Origin of the sequence: Streptomyces coffeae, from assembly GCF_016741875.1 — a bacterium.
GTDB lineage: Bacteria > Actinomycetota > Actinomycetes > Streptomycetales > Streptomycetaceae > Streptomyces > Streptomyces coffeae.
Window position 1 is genome coordinate 84,163 of sequence record NZ_JAERRF010000019.1, and the last position, 21,746, is coordinate 105,908.

Annotated in this window: 17 protein-coding genes; 13 read left to right on the forward strand and 4 right to left on the reverse strand. The window is 72.1% G+C overall.

The window, feature by feature from the left end:
• Positions 1–149: 149 nt before the first annotated feature.
• From JK363_RS27980 to JK363_RS28005, 6 genes are all read left to right on the forward strand, one after another.
• Positions 150–1,610 (forward strand): DUF4192 domain-containing protein, encoded by a 1,461-nt coding sequence (locus JK363_RS27980; protein WP_201878477.1) that lies wholly within the window; start codon positions 150–152, stop codon positions 1,608–1,610.
• A gap of 141 nt (positions 1,611–1,751) precedes the next feature.
• Positions 1,752–2,504 (forward strand): NUDIX hydrolase, encoded by a 753-nt coding sequence (locus tag JK363_RS27985; protein WP_201878478.1) that lies wholly within the window; start codon positions 1,752–1,754, stop codon positions 2,502–2,504.
• Between the two features lie 129 nt (positions 2,505–2,633).
• On the forward strand, positions 2,634–4,784 hold the full coding sequence (locus JK363_RS27990) for an ATP-binding cassette domain-containing protein (RefSeq protein WP_201878480.1): 2,151 nt from the start codon (positions 2,634–2,636) through the stop codon (positions 4,782–4,784).
• A gap of 195 nt (positions 4,785–4,979) precedes the next feature.
• Positions 4,980–5,930, forward strand: a complete 951-nt coding sequence (locus tag JK363_RS27995; RefSeq protein WP_307821891.1) for a FadR/GntR family transcriptional regulator — start codon at positions 4,980–4,982, stop codon at positions 5,928–5,930.
• Positions 5,931–6,544: 614 nt separating this feature from the next.
• Positions 6,545–8,116, forward strand: a complete 1,572-nt coding sequence (locus JK363_RS28000) for an RNA polymerase sigma factor (protein ID WP_215911351.1) — start codon at positions 6,545–6,547, stop codon at positions 8,114–8,116.
• Between the two features lie 193 nt (positions 8,117–8,309).
• Entirely contained in the window at positions 8,310–9,140 is an 831-nt protein-coding gene (locus JK363_RS28005; RefSeq protein WP_201878485.1) for a S1 family peptidase, read from the forward strand.
• A 131-nt stretch (positions 9,141–9,271) separates the two neighbouring features.
• Here the strand turns inward: JK363_RS28005 and JK363_RS28010 are convergent, their stop codons facing one another.
• Complete coding sequence (locus JK363_RS28010) at positions 9,272–9,502, reverse strand: DUF7455 domain-containing protein (protein WP_176180246.1); 231 nt, start codon at positions 9,500–9,502, stop codon at positions 9,272–9,274.
• 442 nt (positions 9,503–9,944) lie between these two features.
• On the opposite strand from JK363_RS28010, the gene JK363_RS28015 reads away from it, so the two are divergent.
• The 6 genes from JK363_RS28015 to JK363_RS28040 all read left to right on the forward strand — a co-directional run bounded on the left by JK363_RS28015 (position 9,945) and on the right by JK363_RS28040 (position 16,944).
• Positions 9,945–12,068, forward strand: coding sequence for a DNA gyrase/topoisomerase IV subunit B (locus JK363_RS28015; RefSeq protein ID WP_201878487.1), 2,124 nt, complete (start codon positions 9,945–9,947; stop codon positions 12,066–12,068).
• A 157-nt stretch (positions 12,069–12,225) separates the two neighbouring features.
• Complete coding sequence (locus JK363_RS28020) at positions 12,226–12,750, forward strand: DUF1453 family protein (RefSeq protein ID WP_201878489.1); 525 nt, start codon at positions 12,226–12,228, stop codon at positions 12,748–12,750.
• On the forward strand, positions 12,747–13,907 hold the full coding sequence (locus tag JK363_RS28025) for a sensor histidine kinase (RefSeq protein WP_201878491.1): 1,161 nt from the start codon (positions 12,747–12,749) through the stop codon (positions 13,905–13,907). The genes JK363_RS28020 and JK363_RS28025 overlap by 4 nt, the downstream gene beginning before the upstream one ends.
• A 210-nt stretch (positions 13,908–14,117) precedes the next feature.
• Complete coding sequence (locus JK363_RS28030) at positions 14,118–14,783, forward strand: response regulator (protein ID WP_215911366.1); 666 nt, start codon at positions 14,118–14,120, stop codon at positions 14,781–14,783.
• Between the two features lie 104 nt (positions 14,784–14,887).
• On the forward strand, positions 14,888–15,340 hold the full coding sequence (locus JK363_RS28035; RefSeq protein WP_372444864.1) for a DUF485 domain-containing protein: 453 nt from the start codon (positions 14,888–14,890) through the stop codon (positions 15,338–15,340).
• Complete coding sequence (locus JK363_RS28040; protein WP_201878493.1) at positions 15,337–16,944, forward strand: monocarboxylic acid transporter; 1,608 nt, start codon at positions 15,337–15,339, stop codon at positions 16,942–16,944. The genes JK363_RS28035 and JK363_RS28040 overlap by 4 nt, the downstream gene beginning before the upstream one ends.
• Positions 16,945–16,973: 29 nt before the next feature.
• On the opposite strand, the gene JK363_RS28045 is transcribed toward JK363_RS28040, so the two are convergent.
• From JK363_RS28045 to JK363_RS28055, 3 genes are all read right to left on the reverse strand, one after another.
• The gene (locus JK363_RS28045; RefSeq protein ID WP_201878495.1) at positions 16,974–17,675 is read right to left on the reverse strand and encodes a response regulator; all 702 of its coding nucleotides are present in this window, start codon (positions 17,673–17,675) and stop codon (positions 16,974–16,976) included.
• Positions 17,672–19,348: an ATP-binding protein gene (locus JK363_RS28050; protein WP_201878497.1), complete on the reverse strand. Its 1,677-nt coding sequence runs from the start codon at positions 19,346–19,348 to the stop codon at positions 17,672–17,674. The genes JK363_RS28045 and JK363_RS28050 overlap by 4 nt, the downstream gene beginning before the upstream one ends.
• A 724-nt stretch (positions 19,349–20,072) precedes the next feature.
• The gene (locus tag JK363_RS28055) at positions 20,073–21,083 is read right to left on the reverse strand and encodes a ferredoxin family protein (RefSeq protein ID WP_201878499.1); all 1,011 of its coding nucleotides are present in this window, start codon (positions 21,081–21,083) and stop codon (positions 20,073–20,075) included.
• Between the two features lie 274 nt (positions 21,084–21,357).
• Here JK363_RS28055 and JK363_RS28060 point away from each other — a divergent pair, with 274 nt between their 5' ends.
• Complete coding sequence (locus JK363_RS28060; RefSeq protein WP_236076161.1) at positions 21,358–21,684, forward strand: tetratricopeptide repeat protein; 327 nt, start codon at positions 21,358–21,360, stop codon at positions 21,682–21,684.
• Positions 21,685–21,746: the final 62 nt, after the last annotated feature.

Sequence of the window (21,746 nt, forward strand, 5' to 3'; positions counted from 1 at the left end):
ACTTCCGACAACGGATCTGCTGCTGTGGCGCGCGTTCATGCCCCCATGAGACCCGCCCTCCCCGACAACACGCGAGTGGGTCGCGAGGCCTGTGGATAACGTTATCCACAGGCCTGGCGGGGGCGGCTCGGCTGAGGGACCGTCGGGCCATGACTCGACACGACGAAGCGGCCGGGCTCTCCGGCCAGGACCAGGTCACGCTGCGCAGCCCGGCGGAGCTCGCCGACGCCCTGCCGTATGTTCTGGGCTTTCATCCGGACGACAGCATCGTGATGATCGCGCTGCACGGCCCCCGCGGCCGGTTCGGCGGACGACTGCGGCTCGGTATCCCCGGCACGCCCGAGGAGTGGCCGGAGGTCTGCGACCAGCTCGCCGAATGCCTGATCACCAGCAGTCGGCGGCGCGGTGAGCGCCCTGACGGGATCGTCCTGTTCCTGTGCCAGGATCCGGCCGAGGGCGCGTCCGGGCTGGACACGATGGAGCGGCTGCGGCCCCTCGCCCAGCGCCTGCGCATCGCGTGCGGGGCGATGGAGGTGCCCGTCTACGAGGCGCTGTGTCTCTCCGGCGGCAGGTTCTGGTCCTATGTCTGTCCCGACGAGCGATGCTGTCCGCCGGAAGGAGTACCGCTCGCCCTGCCCGGCACCTCGGTGATGGCCGCCGCCGCGACCTTCGCGGGTGTCCATGTCCGCGGTTCCCTGCGGGAGATGGAGGCCCGGCTGTCACCGCTCGTCGGGCCCCGGGCCGAGGCGCAGGAGCGTGCGCTGGACGTGGCCGCGGGTGAGCTGGTGCCGCGGATCCTGGAGCGCACCGACTGCGCCACGGTGCGGGCGGAGACCCTCGTCCTCGTGGGGCAGATGCTCGACCGGCTCCGCGCGGCTCCACCGGCCGCCGACCTCTGCGCCGCTGATCTCCGCGACGACGGCCTACTCGGAAACGAGGAGACGGCAGCGGTGATCATCGGCCTCCAGGACCGAGTGACACGGGACTGGGCCGCGCGATGGATGGAAGGGCCCGACACCGAGGCGGCCCTGCGGCTGTGGCATGCCCTGGCCCGCCGCTGCGTCGGCTCTTATGAGGAACATGCCGCAGCGCCGCTTACCCTCGCGGGCTGGGTCGCATGGTCGGGAGGTGATGAGCCCGCCGCCCGGGTGGCGCTCAGCCGGGCGCTGAAGGCCGATCCCGAGTATCTCTTCGCCAGGCTGCTGCACCAGGCGTGCAACGAAGGGCTCAACCCGGAGCTGTTGCGCCAGTGCCTTCGCCAGGGCGGGGTGGACCGCGCCGTGCACGCAGCGGTCCAGGAGGAGTTGGAGCGGGCCCGCGCTGCCGAGTCGATCGGCCCCGGCGAATCGGTGGAGGCCCTGGAAGCGGCGGAGCCCGTGGAGACAGAGGCACCGGAGGTAACGGGGGAAGCGGAGCAGGACGAGAAGCAGTTCGGGCAGCAGGGGGACCGGGCGGACGAGGGGGAGCGGCCGGAGCGGCGGGCGGCCGACGGCGGGACCGGACCCGGCGGCCCGGCCGCGGCGAGCGGGCCGGGAGGCAGGCGTCGCCCGGAGGGCAGGCCGCGCACTCGGCGCCGTACGGGAGGGCGTGGTACGCGCAGCCGACGCTGACCACGGCCGCGTCCGGGGGAGCGGAACTCGCCGACAGAAGCCGGAATCGCGCAGGGATACGGGGGAGAGAGCGATCTCACCAACATCCACGAGCATGCTGAAGAGCCTGTTTATCGTCAGGCAGACGACTATGATCGATACATGCCCTACGACCCGTCGGCCTTTCCGGCATTCGCCGTCACCGTGGATCTGGTCGTGCTCACCGTGCGGCGGCACGCGCTGTGTGCGCTGGCCGTCCGTCGCGGAGAGCCGCCCTTCAAGGGGCGATGGGCGCTCCCGGGGGGATTCGTCCGGGCCGACGAGGACCTGGCCGCGGCAGCGGCCAGGGAGTTGGCCGAGGAGACCGGGCTGCTCGCCCATGACCCGGCTCTCCCGGCTCCGCCGAACGCCGCCCATCTCGAGCAGCTCGCCACCTACGGCGATCCGAAGCGCGATCCCAGGATGCGTGTGGTCAGCGTCGCGCATCTCGCCCTCGCCCCCGACCTGCCGGCACCCCGGCCCGGAGGGGATGCGCACAGCGTGCGCTGGGCCCCGGTCGAGTCCCTGCTGGCCCAGGAGGGAGCGTTCGGTGAGCTGGCGGCACCGCTCGCCTTCGACCACGCCCGGATCCTCGCGGACGGGGTCGAGCGCGCCCGCTCCAAGATTGAGTACTCCTCGCTGGCCACGGCCTTCTGCCCCCAGGAGTTCACGGTCGGCGAGTTGCGCCGGGTCTACGAGGTGGTGTGGGGCGTCGCCCTGGACCCGCGCAATTTCCACCGCAAGGTCACCGGCACTCCCGGATTCCTGGTGCCGACCGGGGGAACGACCACCCGTCAGGGCGGCCGCCCCGCCCAGCTGTTCCGGGCCGGAGGCGCCACGCTCCTCAATCCGCCCATGCTCCGTCCCGAGGTGTGACGGCCCATGACACGACGACTCGTCAGGGGGTGAGGTTCCGACGAAATAGGACATAGCGGGTTACCGTGCTCCGGTACGTCACCAGTCCCCACGTGCCACCGAGCGGTTCCACGCCCCGCGGGAGAAGCAATGATCCAGGCCACCGGACTGACCAGCACCCCCCGCCGCAACCATCCGCCCGTCATCGACGATCTCACCTTCGAGGCCCCACCGGGCCGTGTCACCGTCCTGCTCGGTGGCACCGGCGCGGGGAAGACCAGTGCGCTGCGACTGCTGCTGCAACTCGACCGAGGCCATGGCTCCGCCTTCTTCCGGGGGCGGCCCCTGCACCGCATCCGGCGCCCGGCCCGCGAGATCGGCGTTCTGCTCGAGGACGTTCCCGGCCACCCCAGCCGCACCGTGCGCAGCCATCTGAGGATGCTCGGAGCCGCCGTCGGGGTGCCCGCCTCCCGCGCCGATGTGGTGCTCGATGTTGTCGGTCTCACCGACCTGGCCGATGAGCGCATCGGGAATCTCGCCGCCGGGATGGAGCGTCGCCTCGGCATCGCCACCGCGCTTCTCGGGGACCCGCACACCCTCGTCCTCGACAACCCCGCGCGGGGACTGTCCCCCCGCGAGACTGCCTGGCTCTACCGGCTGCTGCGCGCATTCGCCGCACAGGGCGGTGCTGTCCTCGTCACCTCCGACGACCCCGAGGGGGTCATGCGCCTCGCCGACCGGGTGCTGACCCTGGAGGGCGGGCGGCTGGTCGCCGATCAGCCGGTCGACGAGTTCGCCCGCACCCGGCTGCGTCCCCGTGTGGTGGTCCGCTCCCCGCTTGCCGGCCGGCTCGCCGCCGTCCTCGAGGAGGAGGCCCATGCCATCCGGCAGGCCGCCGAGGCGGAGGCGGCCGCCGAGGCCGAGGCCAAGGCAGTGCGCGCGGCCAGGGCCGCCGAAGCCGCCGAAGCCGCCAAGGCGAATGGTTCCGCGGTTGGTGACACGGCGAACGAAGCCGCCAGGGGCGTCGCCGAGGCTGAGAAGAAAGCTGGGTCGAAGTCCCGGTTCAGATTCCGATTCCGCACCAGAACGGCGGCGAAGGCAAAGACCCTCACCGAGTCCGTCGCCGGGGCCGCTGGGTCCGCATCGGCCACGGCCACCGCAGCGACCACCACCTCCACCGCGCCCACGGTCACCCTCGGGGCGACCGCGCCCATGGCCGCCACCGCGACCATCCGGACCGTCGAGGGGGTCTCCGGCGAGACCGGAGCCGCGGCGGCCGAGCCCGACACCGAGCTCGAGGAGATGTCGGCGCTCGCCGACCCGTTCTCCGTGGTGCGGGACGACGAGGTCCATATCTCGGTCTACGGCCTCCCCACCGCCTCCGTCGGGGAGGCCGCCTACCGCCACGGCATCGTGGTGCACCGGCTGATCGAGGAGACCGCCGACATGGGGCCGACGACCTCCGCGGGCATCCGCGCCCGCGACCCCGAGGCGCCGCCGCCCCGCTTCCTGCCCCGGCTCCGTCTCCCCGGTCCCGCCTGGCCGATGCGTTATGAGCTGCGCCGCGCCATCGGCGTACGGACCGGCTGGTTGATCACCGTCGCGGCGATCGTGACCTCGCTCGTCGCCTCCGTACTGCTCGCACGCGCGGGGATCACCGGTGAGCTGCACCGGGTCACCGGCTGGCCGGCCGACCTTCCGCTGCCCCCCGTCGCCATCGCCGCGGGACTGCTCGGCGCGCTCGCGTTCGGAGAGGAGTTCCGCTATCCGGCGCTGGCGCCCGCCCGTGACACCGTGCCGCGCCGACTCGGCCTGCTCTCAGCGAAGTTCATGGTCTGCGCCGCCGGGGCGATCCTGCTGTCGGTCGGCGTCGTGGTTCTGGACAGCGCGGCCCTCCTGCTGCTCGTCGGCGGCGACGCCGTCCCACTGCCCGCCGACTGGCCCGAGCTGACCGCCAGTCTCTTCGGCCTCACCGTCGGTTCGTCATGGGCCGGGCTGCTCGCCGCCGGTGTCTTCCGTTCCACGGCGCTCGGGCTGGCCACTCTGCTCGCCGTGCCGGTCCTGGCCGTGCCCGTCGTCCAGCGTGTGATGCAGGAGCCCGAGCTGCGCTCGCTGGCCATGCTGCCGCACCGGCTGCGCGCCTCCGCGCTCGAACGTCCGACCTCCGAATTCGACCGCGTGTTCGCCGTCCTGATGCGGCTCGCGGGTCAGCCCGTGGGTCAGGCGCTGATGCTGTCGGTGGCCGTCCTGCTGTGCGCGTATGCCCTCACCGGGTTGCGCGGCAGGAGTACGCGCCAGTAGTGCGCCGTGGGCCGGGTTGTCGGCCCACGCTTTGGCGCCCGGTCACCGGCCGTCTCCGTGGTCCGGCGCCCCGCCGGACCAGGTCGGGGGTCGTTTCGCAGGTCCATCGCATGAAGTGCTCGCAACTCCCCGAAGGGTGCTGTTTTCTGTCCGATTGAGCGTCAATTGTGAGGTAATGGGCGATCACCCTTTCGTGTGCTTTTCACCAAAGACCTCAAGGGCCTTCGGAGCGTCGCCGACAAAGGATGCGTGAGTACCCTTGCGCACACCACGATGACCGCGGCTCGTCCCGCCGACTCCGGCCTGGCCGGCTCGGGCGAGCTTGACCGCTACTCCTACGCCGACGCCCCCGGCGCCGACCGCGGCAGCGCTCCCTCATGGGACGGCGCCGACACGGAAATCGGACGGGTGGGCCGACGCGCGGCCGGCAACCGGGGCCGCGGGCTGCACGGCCAACTCGTCCAGCAGCTGGGCCAGATGATCGTTTCCGGTGACCTGGGCGCCGACCGCCCCCTCGTCCCCGAGGAGATCGGCCAGCGCTTCGAGGTCTCCCGCACCGTTGTACGGGAATCACTGCGTGTCCTCGAGGCCAAGGGCCTGGTCAGCGCCCGCCCCAATGTAGGCACCCGGGTCCGCCCGGTCAGCGACTGGAACCTCCTCGATCCGGACATCATCGAGTGGCGCGCCTTCGGCCCGCAGCGCGACGACCAGCGCCGTGAGCTGTGCGAGCTGCGCTGGACCATCGAACCGCTGGCGGCGCGTCTCGCGGCGGGCCACGGCCGTGAGGACGTCCAGCAGCGGCTCGCCGACATGGCCGAGATCATGGGCCATGCGCTGGCCCAGGGCGACACCCTCACCTTCTCCCGCGCCGACGCCGAGTTCCACGCCCTGCTGCTCCAGGTCGGGGGCAATCGGATGCTGGAGCACCTGGCGGGGATCGTCGGCGCGGCCCTGCATGTCTCCGGCGCGTCCAGCACCGGCTGCGACCGCCTCACCGAGGCGAGCGTCGGCCACCACCGCCGGATCGTCGAGGCGATCGGCGCGGGTGACGCCGCGGCGGCCGAGGCGGCGATGCGTCAACTGCTGACCGTCCACCCGGATCTCGACCACGCCGAGGTCGGGGTGCCCGCGCCGCGCGAGCACTGATCCCGCGGCGCGTTCCGCGCGCCCCGGGGCGTCGCGCGTCCGCCGGATACGGTGTCCGCCCCGTGCGGCGCCGGGCAGGCGCGGCCGCGGCGGACCGGGCGCACGGGCGGACATGCGCGGCGTCCGGAAGCCGCAGGGCGGGCGGCGGGCGCGCATGCGCGGTGGACATACGGCGTACGGCGTTGAATGCCGGGCGGACCGCGAGCGGCGGTCTGGCGGGCGGGCGAGGGTCCGGCGGAGGCTGTACGGCGGATGGGAGCGGCGTCGCCGGATCCCGTGACACGGGTTCGGCGGCGCGGCGGCGAGGCCGCAGCGCTCCGATGATCCTTCGGCGCTGTGCGGAATCCGTATGTGATCAACTCGGAGTTATCTGTCCGGTTAGGTGGGTATTAATACCGTTATGGGGTGTGACTCGGGCCACGACGATTGGGCGTAACGCTCTTTGGGGGAGCGCGATGATTAAAGAGGTGGCAGCCGCGGAGGGAATACGGATGTCGCTCACAACGCTGTACTCCTCCGCACTCCGCCCGCGCCGTCGGTTCATCCCTGCCGGCGGTCGTCGGCTCCGGTCCTCATAGGGCCGAGCCGGAAGCCGTTTCCAACGTTCCGAGAGGTTGTTCGTGTCGGCCAGCACATCCCGTACGCTCCCGCCGGAGATCGCCGAGTCCGAGTCTGTGATGGCGCTCATCGAGCGGGGAAAGGCTGAGGGGCAGATCGCCGGCGATGACGTGCGTCGGGCCTTCGAGGCTGACCAGATTCCGCCAACCCAGTGGAAGAACGTACTGCGCAGCCTCAACCAGGTCCTCGACGAGGAGGGTGTGACGCTGATGGTCAGTGCCGCAGAAGCGCCCAAGCGCACCCGCAAGAGCGTCGCAGCGAAGAGCCCGGCAAAGCGCACCGCCACTAAATCCGTCGCGGCCAAGTCGGTCACGGCCAAGAAGAGCCCCGCCGCTCCGGCCGCTTCCGCGGCCGACGCAGGCGCCACCGCCGACGAGCCCGGCGCGGCTCCGGCGAAGAAGGCTGCCGCGAAGAAGACCACGGCGAAGAAGGCCGCGGCCAAGAAGACCACCGCGGCCAAGAAGACCGCCGCGAAGAAGACCACCGCCAAGAAGGACGCCACCGACGAGCTCCTCGAGGGCGAGGACGTGATGGAGGAGGCGCCGACGGGCAAGCCCGGCGGCCCCGAGGGCGCCGAGGGCGAGCCCGAGAACCAGGGCTTCGTGCTGTCCGACGAGGACGAGGACGACGCCCCCGCGCAGCAGGTCGCGGCGGCCGGTGCCACCGCCGACCCGGTCAAGGACTACCTCAAGCAGATCGGCAAGGTCCCGCTGCTCAACGCCGAGCAGGAGGTCGAGCTCGCCAAGCGCATCGAGGCAGGTCTGTTCGCCGAGGACAAGCTGGCCAACTCCGACAAGCTCGCCCCCAAGCTCAAGCGCGAGCTGGAGATCATCGCCGAGGACGGCCGCCGGGCCAAGAACCACCTCCTGGAGGCCAACCTCCGACTGGTGGTCTCGCTGGCCAAGCGCTACACCGGGCGCGGGATGCTCTTCCTGGACCTGATCCAGGAGGGCAATCTCGGTCTGATCCGCGCCGTCGAGAAGTTCGACTACACCAAGGGCTACAAGTTCTCCACGTACGCCACCTGGTGGATCCGTCAGGCGATCACCCGCGCCATGGCCGACCAGGCCCGCACCATCCGTATCCCGGTGCACATGGTCGAGGTCATCAACAAGCTCGCGCGCGTCCAGCGCCAGATGCTCCAGGACCTGGGCCGTGAGCCCACCCCGGAGGAGCTGGCCAAGGAGCTCGACATGACCCCCGAGAAGGTCATCGAGGTCCAGAAGTACGGCCGTGAGCCGATCTCCCTGCACACCCCGCTCGGTGAGGACGGCGACAGCGAGTTCGGTGACCTCATCGAGGACTCCGAGGCCGTGGTCCCGGCCGACGCCGTCAGCTTCACGCTGTTGCAGGAGCAGCTCCACTCGGTGCTGGACACCCTCAGCGAGCGCGAGGCGGGCGTGGTCTCCATGCGCTTCGGCCTCACCGACGGCCAGCCGAAGACGCTCGACGAGATCGGCAAGGTCTACGGCGTGACGCGTGAGCGCATCCGCCAGATCGAGTCCAAGACGATGTCGAAGCTGCGTCACCCGTCCCGTTCCCAGGTGCTGCGCGACTACCTGGACTGATCCCTCCGCGGCTGGAAGCGGCCGCGGCGGATGAAACGACACAGCGCGAAGGCCGGGCCCCGAGAAGGGGTCCGGCCTTCGCGCTGTGTCCGCCGGACCGCCTCGACCCCCGCATGGACTATCACCGGATGCGCTCCCGACCAGCCGGGGTGACGCTGAGTGTGCGCCACGCTCCGTACGGTCAGGAGGCTGCATGCGTAGGTCGCTCCGCTCACTCCTCGCCGTGTCCGCGGTCCCGCTGGCCGTCGCTCTCGCCCTGGTGCTGGTCGCACCGGCCCCGGCGACGGCGGACCGCGGGGTGGTGGGCGGCCAGCCGGTCCGTACCGTCGAGGCGCCCTGGGTGGTGGCCCTGTCCAGTCGTGAGGTGTTCGGTGCCGCCCGCTCGGGCCAGTTCTGCGGGGGTGCGGTGGTGGGTCCCACGACGGTCCTCACGGCGGCCCACTGCATGAGCCGGGCGGTGCTCGGACGGAGCTGGTGGGAGGTGCCGGATCTGCGCGTGATCGTCGGGCGCAACGATCTGCGGGGGACTGCCGGTGTGGAGTACCCGGCGGCACGGGTGTGGGTGAACCCCGCGTACGAGGGTGATGAGCGGGCCGGTGATCTCGCGGTGATCACTCTGAGCCGCCCGCTGCCGCCCGCCTATGTCGTTCCCATGGCGCGGCAGGGCGACCCGGCCTACCGGCCCGGCACTCGGGCGGCGGTGTACGGCTGGGGCGATACGGAGGGCGACGGCAGCTATGCGTCGACGCTGCACATGGCCACCGTCCGGGTGCTGGACGACGCGACCTGTGAGACCGCCTATCCGGGCAGCACGGAGGGCGACTACCAGGCGGACTCCATGGTCTGCGCGGGGCTGCCGAAGGGCGGGCACGACGCCTGCCAGGGGGACAGCGGAGGGCCGCTGGTGGCCGGGGGGCGGCTGGTGGGGCTGGTGTCCTGGGGGAGCGGCTGTGCGGTGGCGGGGCGGCCCGGGGTCTACACGAGGATCTCAGCGGTGGCGCCGCTGGTGCCCGCCCATGGCTGAGCCGCTGATAGGGCCGCCCAGCGTGGACGGGCCGGTGACACGAGCGAGGGCGGCCGCCCCCTGTACGGGGGCGAGCCGCCCGAGATCCGGCCCTGGGCCGGCGTCGCTCGTCGTCGTGGTGGGGCGAGGCGTCAGCGTTCGTCCTCGGACGCGGACGCCGGAACGGCGGTCAGCCGCTCGGTCTCGTCCTGTATCTCAGCGGCGATCTTCTTGAGTTCCGGCTCGAACTTGCGCCCGTGGTGGGCACAGAAGAGCAGTTCACCGCCACTCATCAGTACGACGCGCAGATATGCTTGGGCGCCGCAGCGGTCGCAGCGGTCAGCGGCCGTCAGCGGGCTCGCGGGGGTCAGAACAGTAGTCACGTCGCCTCTTCTCTAGCTCGACGAGCTGTCGTACCAGGGTCAACATCCAACCAGCCCGAAATCGTTCCCGCTCGTGGCTTTTTCCCAAAAGTTGCTTCTGAGTAGGCCGGATGGTGACGGTTGGCGGCGAATGAGCCGTATTGCGATGGTTTACAGATTCACGTCGTTTGGTCAGGTATGTCCAGCCCGGCTGGGTTGCCGGTTGTTCATGAGGACGTGCCCGGAGCCTAAATGGTTCATGCCTGAAAGGGAACGTGATGTGTGCGTCACTCCAACGGGCGATCGAACGTACGAGCGAAACATGCGTTGCCTGGACTAGCATGGACGTTTCACGGGTGGCGGCACAAAGGCTCTATCAGGCCTCGGTACGCTCTGACGGGCGACCCAGCCACCACTGTGCCCTCAGCCGGGCCAACCAGAAATTCAGCGAGGAGCGAACCGCGTGACCGCCGACACGTCCGTGCCGTCCACTGCGCTGCTGACCGGAGCAGACCGGGGCGGCTCCAACTACACCGCGCGGCACCTTCTCGTCCTCGAGGGCCTCGAGGCCGTGCGCAAGCGCCCCGGTATGTACATCGGGTCCACCGACAGCCGGGGCCTGATGCACTGCCTCTGGGAGATCATCGACAACTCGGTGGACGAGGCCCTCGGCGGTTACTGCGACCGCATCGAGGTGATCCTCCACGACGACGGCTCCGTGGAGGTCCGGGACAACGGCCGCGGCATCCCGGTCGACGTCGAGCCGAAGACCGGGCTGTCCGGCGTCGAGGTCGTGATGACCAAGCTGCACGCGGGCGGCAAGTTCGGGGGCGGCGCCTATGCGGCCTCCGGTGGTCTGCACGGCGTCGGCGCCTCCGTGGTCAACGCGCTGTCCGGCCGGCTCGACGTCGAGGTGGACCTCCACGGCAAGACCCACTCGATCAGCTTCCGCCGCGGCGTCCCCGGGATCTTCACCGAATCCGGCCCCGACGCCCCCTTCGACCCCTCCAGCGGCCTCCTCAAGGGCAAGCGGGTCCCCAAGACGCGCACCGGCACCCGCATCCGCTACTGGGCGGACCGGCAGATCTTCCTCAAGGACGCCAAGCTCTCCCTGGACCACCTGCACGCCCGCGCGCGCCAGACCGCCTTCCTGGTGCCCGGCCTCACCCTGATCGTCCGGGACGAGCGCGGCCTCGATGGCGAGACCGGGCCGGTCGAGGAGACCTTCCGCTACGACGGCGGCATCAGCGAGTTCTGTGAGTACCTCGCCCAGGACAAGGCCGTCTGCGATGTGCTGCGCCTCTCCGGCCAGGGGACCTTCAAGGAGACCGTGCCGGTCCTGGACGAGCGCGGCCATATGACGCCCACCGAGGTCACCCGTGAGCTCGGCGTCGATATCGCGCTGCGCTGGGGCACCGGCTACGACTCCACCGTGAAGTCCTTCGTCAACATCATCGCCACCCCCAAGGGCGGCACCCATGTCTCCGGCTTCGAGCGCTCGGTCACCAAGACCGTCAATGAGGCGCTGCGGGTCACCAAGACGCTGCGCGTCGCCGAGGACGACGTCGTCAAGGACGACGCCATGGAGGGCCTGACGGCGGTGGTGACCGTCCGGCTCGCCGAGCCGCAGTTCGAGGGTCAGACCAAGGAGGTGCTGGGCACCTCGGCCGCCTCCCGGATCGTGGCCAATGTCGTCTCCAAGGAGCTCAAGGCGTTCCTGACCTCCTCCAAGCGGGACGCCAAGGCCCAGGCGCGCGCCATCCTGGAGAAGGTCGCCGCCGCCGCCCGCACCCGGATCGCGGCCCGCCAGCACAAGGAGGCACAGCGCCGCAAGACCGCGCTGGAGTCCTCCTCGCTGCCCGCGAAGCTGGCCGACTGCCGCAGCGACGACGTGGACCGCAGCGAACTGTTCATCGTCGAGGGCGACTCGGCGCTGGGCACGGCCAAGCTCGCGCGGAACTCGGAGTTCCAGGCGCTGCTGCCGATCCGCGGCAAGATCCTCAACGTTCAGAAGGCGTCGATCTCCGACATGCTGAAGAACGCCGAGTGCGGTGCCATCATCCAGGTCATAGGGGCCGGTTCGGGCCGTACCTTCGACATCGACCAGGCCCGCTACGGCAAGGTGATCTTCCTCGCGGACGCCGATGTCGACGGCGCCCACATCCGCATCCTGCTGCTCACCCTCTTCCAGCGCTATATGCGGCCGATGGTCGAACAGGGCCGGGTCTTCTCGGCCGTTCCGCCGCTGCACCGGGTCGAGCTGGTCAACCCCAAGCGGGGCCAGTCGAAGTACATCTACACCTACTCCGACAACGAGCTCCGGGACACCCTGCTGGATCTCCAGCGCCGCGGTGTCCGCTACAAGGACGGCATCCAGCGCTACAAGGGTCTCGGTGAAATGGACGCCGACCAGCTCGCGGAGACCACGATGGACCCGCGCCACCGCACCCTGCGGCGCATCAACATCAGCGATCTGGAGGCGGCGGAGCAGGTGTTCGACCTGCTCATGGGCAACGAGGTCGCACCGCGCAAGGAGTTCATCACCAACTCCGCGGCCACCCTGGACCGTTCGCGTATCGACGCCTGATCCGGTGTGATGCCTCTCCACCCACGGGTGGAGAGGCGTCGCTCGCCGGCGGCCTCGTGGATCCACCCGGGACCCACCCCGGCTCCGATCCGCGCCGAGCCGCTCATCCGTAGCGTCCCGGGGAGTGGTCGTGTCCGCTCCCCGGAGGCTCTGTGTGATGTCGGGAATCCCTCATGCCGTGGTGATCGTCGCGGTGGTCGTCGTCGTGATCGTCCGTCAGTTCCGGCCGCAGAAGGTGGTCGAGGACGCCCGGCGATGGTGGGCGCTGCCGGTGGTCCTCGGCTGGCTGGCGGTCCGTGAGCCGGGGCTGATCGACCACCGCCACCAGATGGCCGCCGTGACCCTGCTGGTGGGGGATCTGCTCGCCGGCGCGCTCACCGGCGCCGCCTGGGCCTGGACCAGCCGGGTGTGGACGGACGGCTCCGGCGCGGTCTGGGCACAGGGCGGGAAGGCCACGGCGGTGGTGTGGGCCGGTGGACTGGTGCTCCGGCTGTCCCTGGCCGGAGCGGGCGCGCTCGCGGGTGTGCGCCAGGAGAGCGGTTCGGTCATGCTGACCCTGGCCGTGTCGCTGCTGCTGAGCAGCGCCGTGGTGGTGCTGCGGGCACACGGGCCGGAGTTGATGACGCGTGGTGTGGGGAAGCTGATGACGCGTGGCGCGGGGAAGGGCACACTCGGCCGATGAGCGCATGGACACGGTGGCCGTCACAGCAGGCGCTGTCGGGCCAGGGCCTGCCCCGGATACGGCGGGTGCTCGACATCTGCGGATGGGTGACCGCCGTGTGCTGGCTGGTGCGGGGGCTCTTCCACGACGAGGCCCTCCCGGGGTGGGAACGGGCGGTGCTGATCGGCGCCCTGGCCGGATGTACCGCCGCGATGTTCGCGTTCCGCCGGATCACCGAGGCCCACCGGCTGCTGCCCGCCCTGGGGTTGCTGGCTCTGCTGATCGGCGCGGGGGCCGGTATGCGGGCGGCCGGGGCCGACCACCCGGCGGAGGTGGTGTGGGGCGCCTCGGTGATCCTCGCGATGGAGCGGCTGCCGCTGCTCGCGGGGGTGGGGTGCGCGGTCACCGCGACCGGGTTCTCCATGGCCACCAGCGCCCACCCGTCGCTGAGCGGTGTCATCACCGGCGCCGGTCTGCTGCTGATCGGCTATACGCTCCGCCTCGACGCCGAGGCCCGGGGCAGCGGCTACCGGCTGCTCGCCCAGGAACGGGCCGCCCGGCGGGCCGAGGCCGAGTCGGCGGCGCTGGCCGAACGGACCCGGATCGCCCGGGAGATCCACGACGTGCTGGCGCACAGCCTGTCCGCCCAACTGGTCCACCTGGAGGCGGCGCGGCTGCTGATCGAGCGCGGGGAGGACTCCGGGAAGGTCCTGGAACGCGTGGTGGCCGCGCGGGGGATGGCCCGCGAGGGCCTCACCGAGACCCGGCAGGCGCTGTCGGCGCTGCGCGGCGAGATGGTGCCGGTCGAGGACTTCCTGCGGGAGTCGGCGGCGGCGGAGGGGGCCGGGTTCGCGACCGAGGGGGAGCGGAGGATGCTGAGCGCCGAGGCGGGGCTCGCGGTGCGCCGGGTCGCGCAGGAGGCGCTGACGAACGTCCGCAAGCACGCGCCCGGTGCGCGGGTGCGACTGCGGCTGGTTTACGCAGAGCGCGAGGTGTCGCTCGAGGTGAGCGACGACGGTGCGCGCCGGCCGGCCGCCGGTCTGTCCGCGACCGGCTCCGGGTACGGTCTGCTGGGGATGCGTGAACGCGCCGAACTCCTCGGCGGCACCCTGGAGGCGGGACCGGAGGGGGAGGGGTTCACCGTGCGGCTGAGGGTGCCGCTGGGAGCGACGGTATGAGGTCGCCGGGGGCGCGTGGAGTGCGCGAGGTTTGGTGCCGCGTGGGCGCAGAAGCCGACGGGCGCGGGCGTGCGTGACTCCGGGACCCGCGGCCGCGGCAACGAACGGGATGGTGGGGGCGTGACGGAGGACGGTAAGGGCGGAGCACCACCGGTGACCGCACGGGTGGTGGTGGTCGACGACCAGACCGTGGTGCGCGAGGGGATCGTGATGCTGCTCGGGCTCCTCCCCGGCATCGAGGTCGTCGGAGCGGCCGGCGATGGCGAGGAGGCGCTGCGGCTCGTCGCCGAACTCGCCCCGGACGTCGTCCTGATGGATCTGCGGATGCCGCGCTGCGACGGTGTCGAGGCCACCCGCCGGGTGCGCGCCGCCCACCCGGACACCCAGGTCGTCGTGCTGACCACCTACGCCGACGACGACTCGCTCTTCCCCGCGCTGCGCGCCGGTGCCCGCGGCTATCTCACCAAGGACGCCGACGCGGACGAGATCCTGCGGGCCGTCCAGGACGTGATGTCCGGGGACGCCGGGCTGTCCCCGAAGGTGCAGCGGCTGCTGCTGGAGCGGCTCGCCGAACGGGACGGGCTCGCCCCCGCCGCGCCCCGGCCGCCCGGCGCCGTACCACCTCCCGGTGGCCCCGGCGCACTGCCCGACGGGCTCACCCCTCGGGAGGCGGAGGTCCTGGCGCTGGTCGCGGAGGGGTTCTCCAACGCGGAGATCGCGCGCAGTCTGCATGTCGCCCCCGCGACCGTGAAGACCCACATCAACAACCTCTTCGCCAAGACCGGAGTGCGCGACCGGGCCCAGGCCGTCCGCTATGCCTACCGCCACGGCATCGCCCGGCCACCCGGGGACACTTCCGCGGCGTTCGTCACCTGAGTCACCTGATGGGGTGAACGTCCGGTATTGAAGGGCCCGGGATCTTCCGGATCTGCCCATCCTTGGGCACGCGGCCAATGCGGCAGTGAGCAAGGAGTGTTCGGGTGGACATGCACAACGCGCGCGATACGGGGCCGGCCCGGCTGGACGATCCCTGGTACGACGCGCTCGCGTCCGGCTGGGGAGAGCCGGACGACACCGACAGCAGAGCCCGGCGAGTGAGCCCGCCCGCCGCGGAGGAGGTCTACACGGAGGTGCACGGCAGCGCCGCGTTCCAGGAAGTGCGCAGGCGCTACCGCCGGTTCGTCTTTCCGGCGGCCGCCGCGTTCTTGCTCTGGTACCTGGTCTATGTCGTCGCGGCGACCACAGCTCCCGATCTGATGGCCCGCCGCGTGATCGGCGTCCTCAATGTCGCGATGGTCGCCGGACTCGCCCAGTTCGCCACCACCTTCCTCCTCACCTGGGCGTATGCCCGTCATGCCCGGCTGCGCCGGGACCGCGTCGCACTCGAACTGCGCTGGGTGACCCAGGAGATGATGCGGGGGCACGGGCGGTGACCGGCAATCAACAGGGCCTTGCGCTGCTGCTCTTCGGCGTCTTCGTGGCCGCCACGCTCGGGATCACCACCTGGGCGGGCCGTCGGCGTCATGGCTCACCCGAGGAGTTCTACGCGGGCGGACGCCTGTTCTCGCCCATGGAGAATGGTTTCGCGATCGCCGGTGACTACATGTCGGCCGCTTCCTTCCTCGGCATTTCGGGACTGATCGCGCTCTTCGGATACGACGGGGTGCTCTACTGCGTCGGCTTCTTCGTCGCCTGGCTGGTGGTGCTCCTCCTGGTGGCCGAACTGGTTCGCAACTGCGGCCGGTTCACCCTGGCCGACGTACTGGCCGCCCGGATGCGCGAGCGCCCGGTCCGGATCGCCGCGGGCGTCTCGTCGGTCACCGTCTGTGTGCTCTATCTCGTCGCCCAGATGGTCGGCGCGGGCAGTCTGGTCGCCCTGCTGCTCGGTGAGACCGGTACCCACGCCCGCACCTGGACGGTCATCGGCGTCGGCACCCTGATGGTGGTCTTCGTAACGCTCGGCGGGATGCGCGCCACGACCTGGATCCAGATCGTCAAGGCCGTGCTGCTGATGGGCGGGGCGGTCGCGCTGACGGTCCTGGTGCTCGTCCGCTTCCACGGCGACATCGACGCGCTGCTGAGCTCGGCGGCGCGACACAGCGGGCACGGCTCCGACTTCCTCGCCCCCGGCCTCAAGTACGGCGGCGACTGGACCGCGCGGCTGGACTTCGTGAGCCTGGGGCTGGCCCTGGTGCTGGGCACCGCCGGGCTGCCGCACATCCTCTCGCGCTTCTACACGGTGCCCACCGCCCGGGCCGCACGCCGCTCGGTCATCTGGTCCATCGGCCTGATCGGCGGCTTCTACCTGATGACGATCGTGCTCGGCTTCGGCGCGGCCGCGGTGCTGGGCACCGATGCCGTACGGTCCTCCAACGCGGCCGGGAACACGGCCGTTCCACTGCTCGCCCTGGATCTCGGCGGCGGCGCCGGGTCGACCGGGGGGACGGTGCTGTTCGCGGTCGTCGCCGCCGTCGCCTTCGCCACCATCCTGGCTGTCGTCGCGGGCATCACCCTCGCCTCCTCGGCGTCCGTCGCCCATGACCTGTACGCCTCGCTGAGCCGCCGGACCGACCGCACCCCGCGCAGCGAGGTCGCGGTCGCGCGGCTCGCGGCGGTGGGGATCGGGGCGGCGGCGATCGGTCTCGGGTTGCTCGCCCAGGACCTCAATGTGGCCTTCCTGGTCGGGCTCGCCTTTGCCGCCGCGGCGTCCGCAAACCTTCCGGTGCTGCTGTATTCGCTGTTCTGGCGGCGGTTCACCACCCGGGGCGCGGTGTGGTCGGTCTACGGCGGGCTGATTCCGGCGGTGGTGCTGGTGGTGCTGTCCCCGGTGGTCTCCGGCAGTCCGGGCGCGATCTTCCCCGGGCTGGACTTCCATGTCTTCCCGCTGGAGAACCCGGGCCTGGTCTCCGTACCGCTCGGCTTCCTCGCGGGCTGGATCGGCACGGTCACCTCGCCCGCGGCCGTGGACACCGCCGGGCACGCTGCCAAACACGCGGAGACGGAGGTCCGGGCGCTCACCGGGGCCGGGGCCGCCTGACACCGTGTTCCACGGCCCGGGCAGCCCGCTCAGACCCAGACATAGCGGTGTTCGGGGCGGCCCGTCTCGCCGTACTTGAGGCTGAGCCGCACCCGGCCGGTACGCTCCAGCAGCTTCAGATAGCGCTGTGCGGTCTGCCGGCTCAGCGACGACCGCTCGGCGACCTCCTGGGCCGACAGCGGCCCTTCGGCGCCGCGCAGCACCTCACGGACGAGATCGGCGGTGAGCGCGGAGTGGCCTTTGGGCAGCTCCGCGGGCCCGGCCGAGGCGCCGCCCAGCGCGCCGAAGATCCGGTCCACCTGGTCCTGACCGGCCTCGCCACCGCCCTCCAGCGCACGGCGCAGCGCCGCATAGCCCGCCAACTTGGCGCGCAGCCCGGCGAAGGTGAAGGGTTTGACCAGGTACTGGAGGGCGCCGTGGCGCATGGCCGCCTGGACGGTCGCGATGTCGCGGGCGGCGGTCACCATGATGATGTCCGTGTGGTGGCCGAGCCGGCGCAGCCGCCCCACCAGCGCGAGCCCCGTCTCGTCCGGCAGATAGTGGTCCAGCAGGACGAGATCGGCGTGGCCACGCTCCAGGAAGGCCAGCGCCTCGGCGGCCGAATGCGCCTGTCCCGCCACGTGGAAGCCCGCCACCTTGCCGACGTAGGCCGCGTTCACCCGGGCCACGCGCACATCGTCGTCCACCACCAGCACCTCGATGGGCGCGGGTGGACCGGGTCTGTCGGTCATCGTGGCTCTCCTGTCGCGGTCAGCGGTGCCCCACCCGGTTCCTCGGCCAGCGCCTCGGGGAGGACCACGGTGAACTCCGCGCCCCCGCCCTCGCTGCTGGACACCTGTGCGCTGCCACCCTGACGTTCGGCGAGCCGTCGCACCAGGGCAAGACCGATACCGCGCTTCCCGTGCGCGGGTGGCTCCTTGGTCGACCAGCCCTCGGTGAAGACCAGGTCGCGGCGGTCGGGCGGAACACCGGGGCCGGTGTCGGAGACGCGCAGGCGCACCGTACGCGTACGGTCGTCCGCGCGCAGCGCCACCTCGACCCGCGGTTCGCGCGATCCGACGGCCGCGTCCAGGGCGTTGTCGATGAGGTTGCCGACGATCGTCACCAGGCCCGGCGGATCCACCAGCCGGTCCGGCAGCAGGGTGTCGTCGGCGAGGGCCAGGGAGACACCGCGCTCGGTGGCGACGGTGGCCTTGCCCACCAGGAGCGCGGCGAGCAGCGGGTCATGGACCCGCTCGGTGACCTGCTCGGCGGTGGCACGGTGCACCCCGACCGCCTCGGTGATGAACTCCGTGGCCTCCACGTGCAGTCCCAGCTCCAGCAGGCCCAGGAGGGTGTGCATCCGGTTGGCGTGCTCGTGGTCCTGGGCGCGCAGGGCGTCGATCAGCCCACGGGTGCCGTCCAGTTCGCGGCCCAGCCGCTCCAGCTCGGTGCGGTCGCGGAGGGTGGCCACGGCGCCGCCGTCGTCCGTCGGCATCCGGTTGGCGACCAGCACCCGTCCGCCGGAGACGGTCAGCAGATCGGCACCGGTGACCCGCCCGGTGAGCACATCGGCCGTACGGCCCGGTGGCAGCACCGCCTCCAGCGGCTGTCCGGTGTCCTCGGTACGCAGCTCCAGCAGCCGCTGGGCCTCGTCGTTCAGCAGCCGGATGCGGCCGCGCGCGTCGAGGGCGACCACACCTTCGCGGATGCCGTGCAGCATCGCCTCGCGCTCGGCGAGCAGCGCCGAGATATCGGAGAAGGCCAGGTCATGGGTGCGGCGCTGAAGTCTGCGGGAGACCAGATACGCCGCGAGCGCGCCGGCGGCGAGCGCCCCGCCCGCGTACGCGAGCATCCCGGGCACGGCGCCGACCAGCCGTCCGCGCACCGTCTCGTACGCGATGCCCACCGAGACGGCGCCCACGATGCGGCCGTCCGCGTCGCGCAGCGGCACCTTGCCGCGTGCGGACCGGCCGAGGGTGCCCTGATCGATCTGCATGACCTCGCGGCCCGCAAGGGCCTCACTGGGGTCGGTGGAGACATGTCTGCCGATCTCCTGCGGGGAGGTGTGCGACCAGCGGACCCCGTTCCGGTCCATGATCACGACGTACTCGGCGCCGGTCGCTCGGCGGATCCGCTCCGCCTCGGTCTGCACGGGGCCGCCGGGGGAGGGGCGCGTGTGCTGGAGCGCTTCGGCCAGCCGGGGCCGGGCGGCCGTGGTCTGCGCGATGGCGAGGGCGCGGCGCATGGCCTGGTCGTCCAGCTGCGAGCCGAGGGGGGCGAGGAAGAGGCCGGTCGCGAGCACGGTGACGCCCGTGGCGATGGCCAGCTGCATCAGCAGGACCTGGGAGAAGACGCGTCGGGGCCAGCCGATGCGCCACCTGGTGGCCGCGAGCCGCGGCCGCGGCGGTATCGCGGCGCTCATGGCAACGAAGGGTAACCAAGGGCGCGGGCGCGGGGACGGGGTCGGGAGGCCGCACGATTGACGGGGCCGGGGGCCCGGACCCCGGCCTTCGGACGCGCGGGCCCCGGCCGCCGGGCCTCCGGGCGGCCGGGCCTCGGCATCCGGGCTGCGGGTTTCGGGCGGGGGTCCGGTCCCGGGTCTCCGGGCAGCCGGGTCTCTGGGCCGTCAGGGGGCCGGGTCCCGGGTCTCCGGCCTGGCTCTGCGGGCCGCTGGGTCTCTGGGCCGTCGGGCGGCCGGGTCCCGGGTCTCCTGGCCGTCAGGCCGCCGGGCAGCCGCGTCTTCGGGAAACCGGAGGGGCCCCGGCATCAGGGTCGCAGTTGGCGGGCGCGGGGATCCGGCCTCGGGTCTCCGGCTGCCCGGGACTCCGGGCAGCCGGGACTCCGACCGCCGGGTTTCCGGCCCGGATCGCCGGCTCTCTGGGCCGCCGGGCCGCCGAGCCCTCGGGTCTCCTGGTCGTCAGGCCGCCGGGCAGTCCGGTCTCCGGGACGCCGGGCCATCAGTCCGCCGGGCCTTCGGCAATCGGGCGGGCCCCGGCTCCGGGCCGCGGTTCCCGGCGCGGGGATCCGGCGTACGGGCGGGGCCGGGCCGCTGGGCACGGGCCTCCCGTGGCTCAGCGCGTGGGGCGCCGGAGCTCAGCACGTCCGGTGCGAGGGGCCACAGGGCTCAGGCCCGGGCATGACCGGGCTCAGTGGCGGGCCGCAGCCACCGCGCGGGCGTCGTGGGTCACCGCGCGCGTCGCGCGGATGCCGACGACCTCCATCCGGGCCGGGGAGCCCAGCGCGGAACCGCAGCTCTCCGGGCGGGGCGGGGCGGACGCGACCTGGGCGACGCTCACCCGCCACTCCCGGCCGTCGCGGTGCGCGACGGTCACGGACCAGGTGGGTGCCGCGCCGTCGGTCCGTGTCACGGTGAGCGCCTCGGCGCCGTCCTCGCCGGTGATGGCGCGGACCGCCAGCTCCGCCGCCTGGCCCGGGCGCTCCCACGCGGAGCGGCCTCGGCAGCCCTCGATGACAACGCGCCCGCCGCGCAGCGCCTCCAGGACCTCGTGCACACCCTGTGTCGTGGCGCGCCCGTAGGTGTACCCGTGCGGCAGCACGACGAGCGTCGGCGAGAAGCGGTGGCCTCCGATGTGGGTGACCTCCCAGGTGCCGTCGACCCCGGACGCGGCGAGCTCGGCGGCCAGCGGACGGCCGAGGAGGGCACAGCAGCGGTCCCGCTTGCCGTTGGTGCAGACGAGCACCAGCGGATCGCCGGTGTACTCCTCCCACTGCCCGGGGACGCCCTGGGCGGCCTGTCGCCCGGAGGGTTCGCCGTCCGCCGGGCTCAGCGTCAGACCGGCCGGATCACCGGCGCCCAGCGCCGCGAAGTCGAGGCCGCGCAGCCGTCCGGGGTCGGTGAGCGCGGTGGTGCGGATCCAGGAGCGGCCGGGCCGGGTGTGGGCGACGAACACGCGGTGCCGCGCACCGGTGTGCAGATCGGCGTGGCGGCCTGGGCGGCGGATGAGCGCGACCCGTACGCCGGTGTCCTTGGCGGCGCGCTCCAGCGCGCGGCCCACGGCCGGGTCGAGATGACTCGCCGTGAGGGCCTCGGTGCCCCACGGACCGGGTTGTTCGACCAGCAGCCAGGTGGGGGCGGTGGCCGCCGTCCCGGCGAGCGGCTCGGACAGGTCGCGGGAAGCGGTCGCGCACGTGCTCACGAAGGTAAGCCTAACCTCTCTCGATCGGCATGGCGCGCCGGAGTGGGACAGGGGGAGTCACGTGAGTCACATCACGTCTCCAGGGCCCCATGGCCGGAGGGTCACGTTCCGTATTCGGCGCCGTACATGCGGTTCCGCGATGCGGAAACACACGGGAGAATGGCGGACACGGGGGCGGGGAGGCGGGGCTCGGATGAGTGGTTTATGGGCGCGGTGGCGGGGGCGCAGGGGAAGACGCGGAGGACGGCGAAGGCTGGATCCCGCCCTGAAGTCGATGGTGCGGGCGGCCTACCGCGACGGGCGGCCCCTCCCCGAGCCGCTCGCCCGCAAGGCGGCGCACTCCGGTGACCGCCAGGGCATGACGGTCTACGGCATCGGGCTGGGCAACCGGGGCGCGTACGCCGAGGCGGTGCACTGGCTGGGCAAGGCAGTTGACGCGGGGGACACCTCGGCGATGGTGGTCCTCGGCACGCTGCACATGGACCTGGGCAATCTCGGCGAAGCGGAGCGGCACTTCCGCAGGGCCGCCGACCGTGGACACTCCGGCGCCCGCGTCGCCCTCCACCAGCTGCGCGCCCGCCGCAACGGCAGCGGCCACTGAAGCCCTGCGGGAGCCCCCCGGGGAGTCGTACACGGCCGCGGCCGGACGGGGACGCCCTGGTC